The 6,000-nt window shown below is 52.5% G+C and carries 2 protein-coding genes; both read left to right on the top strand.

Features of this window, described 5'->3' with window-relative positions:
- Positions 1-238 precede the first annotated feature (238 nt).
- Positions 239-1,063: a HipA domain-containing protein gene (locus CHL74_RS04445; RefSeq protein WP_141241231.1), complete on the top strand. Its 825-nt coding sequence runs from the start codon at positions 239-241 to the stop codon at positions 1,061-1,063.
- 37 nt (positions 1,064-1,100) lie between these two features.
- Positions 1,101-5,636 (top strand): choice-of-anchor J domain-containing protein, encoded by a 4,536-nt coding sequence (locus tag CHL74_RS04440; protein WP_094879957.1) that lies wholly within the window; start codon positions 1,101-1,103, stop codon positions 5,634-5,636.
- The last annotated feature ends 364 nt before the right edge of the window (positions 5,637-6,000 follow it).

Genomic DNA, 6,000 nt, shown 5'->3' with positions numbered 1-6,000 from the left:
ACGAATATCGGTTCTGTCACCTGGTCTCAGCTCGTTTTCGTCAAGGTATATGTGAACAAGCTTTGTTTCTTTCTTTTGCTCTACAAACACGTCTTTAAGGTCGAACCAATCCAGCATGTGTTCGGGCAAAAGACATTCTGCAAGGAGTCTATACTTTTCCATATTTATCCGTTCTTTGACTTTATAAACGGACAATATAGTGTTTTTATTGTACTACGATATCCACACACTTTTTCCAGTGGTCCAGAAGTTTCCTGCAGTTGTTGATAATGGCATCATCAGGATTTCTCAGTCTGAAGAGCGTTCTCGCTATATTCTGAAGCCTGCTCCGTGGGACAACACTCTATATACAAGAAAGCAAATTCCTGCCAATGAACACCTTACAATGCAGATAGCATCTCAAGTATATGGTGTTGTCACAGCAGAAAACGGTCTTTGCTTCACTCCTCATGGAGATATGGTTTACATAACCAAACGCTTTGATGTTGCTGAGGATGGAAGCAAGTACTATATGGAAGATTTCGCTTCGCTGTTATGTAAAAGCGAGGCAGAGCATGGCTCTTATTTCAAGTATGAAGGTAGTTTTGAGGATGTTGCTCGTATGATAATAAAGTACATTCCTGCTTGGATGGTTGCCATGGAGAGATTCTTCAGATTAGTGGTTTTCAATTATATCTATGGTAATGGCGACGACCATCTGAAAAACTTCTCAATAATAAAGGTTGGCAATAGTTACCAGCTTGCTCCTGCCTATGATTTGATGAATACGTGTCTTCATATAGAAGGTGACGACTTTGGGCTTAACGGAGGTTTGTCCTTGTCGTTGGAAAAGAGCGACGTCTATGACCGTACAGGACATCCTTGCCGTTTGGATTTTGAACGCTTTGGTGAATTTATCGGATTAAAAACGAAACGAATGAATACGATTTTGGATGCTTTTTCTTCATTGCCAATGGAGGCAAAGCAATTAGTCGGCAATTCTTTTTTGGACGATAAAATGAAGCGTACTTATTTGAGAATTGTAAATGAAAGAATAGCAAGATTCAATCGTAAATCAGAATAAAAATTATCTATACAAATCATCATTTATATTACACATAATGAAAACTTATCTATCACGATTTTTCGTTGCCGCTTCGTCCGTGCTTGCTACAGCGCTGACCACTACGGCAGTAGCCCAGACGGCAGACAGCAGGGCACCGCGCCCTATGGTCAGACCCAATGTGGCTAACCTCCTTCCATTGACGGGAGCCGAGGCAAAGACATCACCACGTGAGCAAGCCGAGCGATTGGCGCAGCTCAGGGCCTACCGTCCCTTGCTCTTCAAGGCACGCATTGCAGGTCAGGCTGTGGCAGGACAGCTGAAGCCCGTGAAGCGTGCGGTGCCGGCAAAGGCTGACGCCGCTCCCTTCTATGTCAGCAAGGCTCCCCAGTCCGTACCACTCGGCAGGGAACTGTGGGCAAACATTATGCAGAGCGGACGTTGGGCTGACTCTGACCCTGACTACGGCATGTATTCGTTCGGCGTATCAGGCAAGATGGAGATGAACGAGAAGTACGTGGACGCAAGGATGTATGCCAATGCGGGTGGCGCTCTGTCAGGCGACCGACTGGACATCGTGAAGTATGACAGCTCCGTGGGCACGATGACGCACTACTGCTTCGACGCTGAGACGGGCGACCTGAAGTCGAGCGACTACCTCAGCGACTACTCGTTGTGGGCGACCGAGACTGCTGTTGCTGCAGACGGAACCGTGTATGGCGACTTCTTCACGGGTGACGCATCGAGCTATGAGCTTGGCATCGCTGACTATGCGAACAATACGCGCAGCACCATTGGTTCGCTTCACAATTATTATGTGGCGCTTGGCATCACGAAAGACAACGTGCTATACGGCATCAGCACATACGGCGACCTCTATCGCATCGACACCAAGACAGCCAAGGAGAGTCTTGTGGGCAGCACAGGCGTGAAGCTTATGCTCAGCGACGGTTCGTGGAACGTGCAGAGTGGCGAGATTGATCAGGCGTCGGGCATCTTCTATTGGGCTTGCACCGACCATACAGGCGCTTCAGCTCTCTACACCGTTGACCTCACATCAGGCGCAGCCACAAAGGTGGGCGACATTGTCAACAATGAGCAGCTGGCGCTTCTCTCCATTCCTAAGGAGACCGTAGCGGACGCCGCACCAGGCATGACTGCTGACCTTGACGTAGTCCTCGACAAGGCTTCGCTTGCCGGAAACCTGACATTCACCGTGCCCACCACCACATACCGTGGCTCGCAGCTGACTGGAGAGGTGAACTACGTGGTGTCGGTGGACGGCAAGAGCGTGGCTACGGGCAAGGCTTCGGCTGGAGCTGCCGTTAGTGAGAAGTTTACCGTAAAGCGTGGCAACCGCCTCTTCAGCGTGGTGCTCTCCAACGCCGCCGGCAATGGTCCGAAGGCTTATAAGACTGTCTTTGTGGGCGACGATACGCCTTGCAAGCCTACCAACGTGAAAGCCAGTCTCGACATAGCAACGGGTAAGCTGTCGCTTTCATGGGATGCCGTGACGAAGGGAATCAATAACGGATACGTGGGCGATGTAACCTACGACGTGGTTAGATATCCAGATAACAAGACTTTGGCAAGCGCTACTACTAATACATCGCTCACCGACCAGTTGCCGGGTGGCAATCTGACGGGCTATTACTACACCGTTACGGCACGCAGCGGACAGCGCAAGAGCGAGCCGGAACAGTCGAACAGCGTCTCTTACGGCGACATGCTGGAGCCGCCTTATTATCAGGGCTTCGACAATGAGGCGTCTCTTAACGTCTTCACCATCATCGATGCCAACGAGGACGGAGCCACATGGAAGTTCTGCGAGAACGACGGAACAGGTCAGTCGTCGGCACAGATTGAGTATGGCGATAGCGAGGACGGTCACGACGACTGGCTCATCATGCCGCCGCTCAAGCTGAAGAAGGGTCAGGTTTATAACGTGTCGTTCCGTGTGGCAAGCATGGGCGAGTCGTACCCTGAGGAGATGGAGGTGATGTACGGCAGCGAGCCTACAGCCGAAGCGATGACACACACTCTCATGGCCAAGACCAAGATATCCAACGTGGAGTATGAGACTCTGAAGGCAGAGCTTACACCGGATAAGGACGGCGCGTTCTACATCGGTTTCCATTGCACCACCGACGGATACAACTTCTACAAGCTTGTCCTTGACGATATCACCGTGAAGGGAAATTCGCAGAAGGCTCCTGACGCAGCCACCAACCTCCGCGTGGTGCCCGCAGAGGACGGTTCGGCTAAAGCCACATTCTACTTCACTGCCCCGACAAAGGCTATCGACGGCACCAAGCTCACCTCTGACCTCGACGTCTACATCATGCGTGACGGTGAGGAGATACAGCAGATGTCAGCCGTAAAGCCGGGCAGCGAACAGTACTATATTGACAATTGGGCGCAGAACGGCGTAAACACTTACTCTGTCATAGCCTCTAACGATGAGGGTACGGGACGCGAGAGCCAGAAGGTTTCGGCTTATGTGGGCAAGGATACGCCAGCATCGCCGACCGGCATCAAGGCTACTACCACCGACAACGACATCACGCTGACTTGGAATCCGGTAACAACGGGAACCAATGGAGGATACATCGACCCGAATGATGTGGTGTATAACGTGTACGAAATAATCGAGACCGGTACCGGCGTTAGCCTCCCGCTCGTCGATCAGGTATCAGCCACAACCATCACCATCCCATACGACACCAACGACGGCGATCAGGAGATGATAAATTACGCTCTCTCTGCCGAGAACTCTGTGGACGAGGGTCCGCGCGTAATGTCGCCGGGCATCATTGTCGGCACACCTTACACGCTGCCTTTCGAAGAGCACTTCAAGGGTGGCAGACTGGACAACGCCATGTGGTGGACTGACCAGACAGGCGAAGTGGGCTTCGACCTTATGCAGGGCATGTCGTCGGAAGGCGACGGAGGATGCTCGGGCTACATCGCTGAGACTGATTCGGACAAGGCTAAGATTGGCGTGGGCAAGATAGCGCTGGACGGAGCCGAGAATCCGATGCTCGTCTTCTCTTATATGTCAACGGCAGCAAAGGAGCAAGCCGACATCGAGCTTTACGTAAAGACTCCCGGCAAGGACGACGTGCTCTACAAGACATTCAAGTGCGGCGGCGAAGGATCGTCAGCATGGACAACGATGTCCGTGCCGCTCGACAAGAACTTGGCAAGTCAGAAGTATGTCATGCTGACGTTCATCGTTCAGACACCTGCCGGCACAGCACTATATATAGATAATGTATGCGTGCGCGATGTGGCAGGTAAAGACCTGCGTGCTTCGATGACCGCACCAGAGAAGGTTCGTCGTGGCGAGAACGTCACAGCCAAGGTTGCGGTGGAGAATGTGGGTAGCGTTGCAGCCCGCTCATACGCCGTCCGCCTCTATGCCGACGGCAAGCTGGTGGACACTAAGGACATCAACGAAACCCTTGAGCCGAACGAACGTCACATAGTGGAGCTGACATACAAGAGCTCGGTAGTGGACAAGTCGCCGCTGGCGTTGAAGGCAGAGGTGGCAATAGACGAGGACGCCACACCTGACGACAACATAGTTGAGGCAACCGTAGAGCTGACCGCTTCCACACGTACAGCCCCCGAGAGCGTAGACGCTACGACGGCGGACGGCAAGGTGGTAAGCGTGACATGGAAGAAGGTGGAGGAGAAGTCGGAGACAGTGACGGACGACTTCGAATCGTACACTCCGTGGGCAATGGACGACTTCGGCGAGTGGACATCCGTATACGGCGAGAAGGGCATCGCAAAGGGTCCGTTCAGCCGCACATATCCTCATCCCGCAGAAGGCAAGCGCTTCGCCTACACATTGGTGGAGCCGTCGTCATGGATAGTCAATACGGTGCTCGACCAGAACCCGTGTTTGAAGCCCCGTTCAGGAAAGGCTTACCTGGCATCGTTCTACAGCGTGGAGGACTCGAAGTTCATCCCCGCCGACAACTGGCTTATATCGCCGCCGCTCACCGAGCGCAAGCAGACAGTGAGCTTCTGGGCTAACAACTTCAAGAACGCCAACCTCGGTTATTCAGAGGACTTCGAGGTGCTCTACTCTACAGCCGGAACAGCCATCGCCGACTTCAAGACCACGGTTTTGAAGGCAAAGGCAGAGACAGGCGAATGGAAGCAGTATACAGTGGAACTGCCGCAGGGCGCCACTTTCTTCGCCATCCATAACAACACCGCCGACACCTACATGTTCATGGTGGACGACGTGACGTACGAGGCTGGCACCGGCGTGGTAAAGGCATACAACGTCTATCGCGACGGCGTGTTCCTGGCACAGGTGAAGGCTGACGCTGCAGCCGAATACACCGACACACAGGCAGACGGCGGACGTCACCGCTACGCTGTCTCTGCTGTATACGTAGGCGGCGAGTCGGAGGCGACACAGGCTCCTGTGGTTACTGCAGTGGACGCATTGCCCGCTACCGAGGCACAGCAGACTTATGACGTTTACACACCGGACGGCAAGGTGATGGCAAGAGGAGCCAAGAAGCTTGGCACGCTGCCGAAGGGAGTGTATAAGGTGAAGAAGCAGAGCAAATAAGAAAGACTGTGGAGGATGTGTTTTAGGAGGCTATGGCGTCCCGCCATAGTCACGCACCCACGAACGACCAGCAATAATGAGCTGATAGACGTTCTGCTATGGGAGGCTGCGTGACTACGGCGAGACGCCGTAGCCTCCTATGTTTGTTTTGTCAGCTTGTAAATTTCCTGTTCACTTTCCTAAAACATCAACTTCTCAATGTTAGCGATAGTTGATACGCGTTCTCTCACCAGTTGTTAAGCATTCTCTCACCATCCAAATAGAGTTACTTGGAAATCAGCCGAAAAAAACCTGTGTAATGTGGGAGAATGTGGCGCTTTTTTAGTATCTTTGCATAAGATAGCCCCTTATGCGGACTCAATCT

This window comes from Prevotella sp. 885 (genome assembly GCF_002265625.1).
GTDB lineage: Bacteria > Bacteroidota > Bacteroidia > Bacteroidales > Bacteroidaceae > Prevotella.
The sequence above is the reverse complement of the archived record's forward strand: the minus strand, read 5'-3'. Positions and strand labels throughout refer to the sequence as shown.